2 protein-coding genes are annotated in these 2,932 nt (G+C 73.5%); both read right to left on the bottom strand.

What is annotated here, in order from left to right; all coding sequences use genetic code 11:
• Nucleotides 1-8: 8 nt before the first annotated feature.
• On the bottom strand, nucleotides 9-254 hold the full coding sequence (locus ACFU6K_RS35550; RefSeq protein ID WP_380670241.1) for a hypothetical protein: 246 nt from the start codon (nucleotides 252-254) through the stop codon (nucleotides 9-11).
• A complete protein-coding gene (locus tag ACFU6K_RS35545; RefSeq protein WP_380670239.1) occupies nucleotides 251-2,842 on the bottom strand; it encodes a DNRLRE domain-containing protein in 2,592 nt (863 codons plus the stop codon). Before ACFU6K_RS35545 ends, ACFU6K_RS35550 begins: the two co-directional genes overlap by 4 nt.
• Nucleotides 2,843-2,932: the final 90 nt, after the last annotated feature.

The raw sequence follows: 2,932 nt of genomic DNA, 5'->3' as shown, positions 1-2,932 counted from the left end.
CTCCGCACTCAGTGCCGTCTGCGGCGTGCGAGGCGCGCGCCGAGGCCCAGGCGCGTGGTGGCCGCTCCCGCGCAGCCGCCGAGCAGGATCGCGGGCCAGGCGCCGAGGCCCGCCGCGCGGCAGACGAGGGCGGTGGCGACCAGGGCGGCCAGGACCACCGCCACGTCCACGGCCGCCGCCCGGGGGCCTGCCGGCCCGCGCTCGCCGGTCATGCCCAGGAGGGCCGACAGGCGTACCCGCTCGCGGCCGCTCACGACAGCGTGCCCATCAGGCAGCCGGCACCGGCGACGGTGACGTAGCCCCAGGGGCCGCCGGCGAACTTGACCAGTCGCAGGCCGTTGCGGGCGCGCTGGATGTTGACGCTCACGTGGTGGGCCTGGACGGGGACGTAGGCGGACAGCGCCCCCATGCCGCACTTCTTGGCCGCGTTCTTCACGACCTTGCCCGTGCGCTTCCAGTTCCAGCTCCACGGGTTCCACCACGGGTCGGCGACGACCGGGAAGGCCGTGCTCGCGGTGAAGTCGACCCGCTGCACCAGGGTGTCGCCCTCCAGCCGGTAGGAGGTGGGGACGTCGTTGCCGTGGGCGTCCTTCGCCCAGGGGGCCCGGATGGCCGCGACCGGCTCGTCCGGGTTCGCCGGGACGATCACCACGGAGCCGTCGGGCTCCTGGCGCAGGCTGGTGCCGGCGGGCAGGGTCACCGGGACGCGGTACTCGTGCGGCGCGTTCGCGTTCTTGATGACCTGCAGGGTGCGGCTGCCGCCCTCCAGGGTGGGCTGGACCACGGTGTCCACGTCGGAGGCGGCGTCGGCGTACACCACGCTGCCGCCGATGTTCACGCCCTGCTGCCGGGCGGCCGAGCCGATGCCGACGGCGGCGATGTCGTCGGGCTTGACCTCGGTGGGGGCCTTCGGGTCCCGGGACACGGTGACGGTACCGGTCGCCGTCTCGGCGATGGCCGCGTACCGGCTGTCGCTGGTGGTGGCAGGGGTGATGTCGGCCGCGTCCAGGACGGCGTTGGCCGCGCCGAGGGCGTCGACGGCCGCGCCCGGCTTCCACGCGGTGTCGACGGTGAACGTCACCGGCTCCGACCAGCCGTTGGCGTAGTGCTGCCCGTCGAAGGTGGTCGTCCGGAAGGTGTACGCGCGGCCGCTGACGAGCTTGCCCACCGGGACGGTGGCGGACGCGGTCCCGCCGGCCCGGACGAACCCGGAGTTGAACTGCGTGACGACCTCGCCGGTCGCCTTGTCCTTGACCTCGAAGGTGCCCTGGACCTTGTCGTCCTCGTTGACGTCCTCGGTGGTGAAGCGCAGCGTCGGGGTGAGGCTGTTGACCTTGTAGACGCCGCCCTCGCTGTGGAAGGGCGGGCCGGCCTGGAGGTTGCTGCCGGTCCTGGGGCGGTAGTTGAAGGTGACGGTCAGCCTCGGGATCCTGTCCTCGGTGGCTTCCGAGGAGTAGAAGCGCTTCCAGGCGTAGGTGTCGTTCTCGTCCACGGCCTTCAGCGCCACCGAACCGGTCGCGGCCTTGGCGCTCGCCCAGGTCTTGGCCAGCGAGGTCACGTCCGCGCCGACCCAGCCCGCGTTGCCGCAGGCCGTGCTGCGGGTCTCGGTGGAGGTGGCGAACTTCTGCTTCAGCGCGGGCTGCTTGGTCCAGCGGCTGGAGGTGTCGGCGGCGTCGGCCGCCCAGACCTCCCAGCCGCGCTTGTCGCACGACCAGGAGTGGTAGTTGTACAGCTCCAGCTTGGCGTCGGTGACGAGGGCGTCGGCGAACTGTCCGGTCTCCCACGTGAGGAAGGAGCGGGCGGTGCGCTTGGTGGAGCCGGCGTAGTCGCCGGGCCAGCCCAGCTTGAGGTCGGTGGACGCCGACTGGTCCGTGGTGTCGCCGCCCTGGACGAAGGTGTCGAACATGACGGAGAGGGTGTCCGTGGCCGGGTCGATGGTCACCGGGTACTGGGTCGTCGGGTCCGCCAGGAAGCCGGGGTCCGGGGTGAGCCGCAGCTCGACGGTGTCGCCGTCCTGCGTGACCGTCATCGGGACGCGGGCGCTGCGCTTGCGTTCGCCGGAGCGCTCGTCGACCTGGGCGTCCCACATCACCGGCGCGGGCATGGTGGCGACCGGCTCGCCGCTCCCGCGGTCGCTGAAGACCACCGAGCCGTCCTCCTGCTGCTCCGCCTTCAGGCCGGGGAGCTTCAGGGGCAGCGTCATCGGCGCGACGTCGCCCGTGGGGCGCTGCTTGAGGGTGAGGAACTGCTCGAAGCCGGTACGGGTGGCCTCCACCACCAGGTCGGCGCCAGGCAGCGCGTCCGGGTAGGTCGCCCTGGTCCCGTCCAGGACGGGGGCCGGCAGGCCGCCCTTCCACTGCACGCCGATCTTCCGGTCGCCGGTGCCCAGGGTGACCAGGTCGCGTGCGGCGGACGCCGGGGCGCCGGCCGCCGCCGGTGCCGACAGGGCCCTGGCACCACCGGGGCCGGCCAGGCGCAGGTCCCCCGGGTGGGCCCCGGGGGCGATCCCGCCGTCGGCCTGCCGCCGCAGGGTGGCGTCCACGTCGACCCACTGGCCGTCCCTCAGCATCCGTACGGGGCCGGCGCTGACCGTCGTGGTCAGGGTCCCCTCCGGGTCGGCCCACGTGGTGGACGTCTCGGTCCTGCGGTCCAGCACCTCCACCCGGCGGCCGAACACCTGCGCCGCGAGCACGGCGGACTCGGCGGTGACGGCCTCGGTGACGGGTTCACCCACGGGGTTCTTGACGCGCGTGGCCTCCAGGACGGCCTCGCGCACGGCCGCGTCCCCCTCGTCGGCCAGGGCCGGAACGGACGAACCGAGCACGGCGAGTGCTGCCAGCACCGAGACACCTCCCGCGGCGGCGGCTCGGCGATGCCTACGTCGTATCGACGACATGTCTGTCCTTGCGCTCGGGGTCGCTCCCCTCGGCTG

The organism is Kitasatospora sp. NPDC057512 (genome assembly GCF_042802135.1).
In the GTDB taxonomy this organism is placed as follows: Bacteria; Actinomycetota; Actinomycetes; order Streptomycetales; family Streptomycetaceae; genus Kitasatospora.
This window is presented reverse-complemented; position numbering and strand designations above follow the sequence as displayed.